Consider the following 270-nt stretch of genomic DNA (forward strand, 5'->3'; position numbering starts at 1 on the left):
CTGGAACGCCGCTACGCCAAGGGCGGTCAGCGTAACCTCCCACTCACGCCCTGGCAGAGACTCGTTCTGTTCTTCAATACCCACGACCGGCTGGGCCGGAAAGGCGGAACCCGATGACCTCCACCACGACTGTCCCGACCCGGGCCGGCACAGGAACACGAACAATGATCAAAGCGGACTCCGTCCATAAGAGCTACGGGCCGCTCGAAGTCCTCAAAGGAATCGACCTCGAAATCGCTGCGGGCGAAGTCGTGTGCCTGATCGGTCCTT

1 pseudogene is annotated in these 270 nt (G+C 61.5%); it reads left to right on the forward strand.

The annotated features are described in order from the left end of the window. Nucleotides 1-113: 113 nt before the first annotated feature. A pseudogene (locus SB724_RS20305) lies at nt 114-270 on the forward strand (hypothetical protein); the annotation flags it as partial.

This window comes from Bacillus sp. SIMBA_031, from assembly GCF_046535225.1.
GTDB lineage: Bacteria > Bacillota > Bacilli > Bacillales > Bacillaceae > Bacillus > Bacillus velezensis.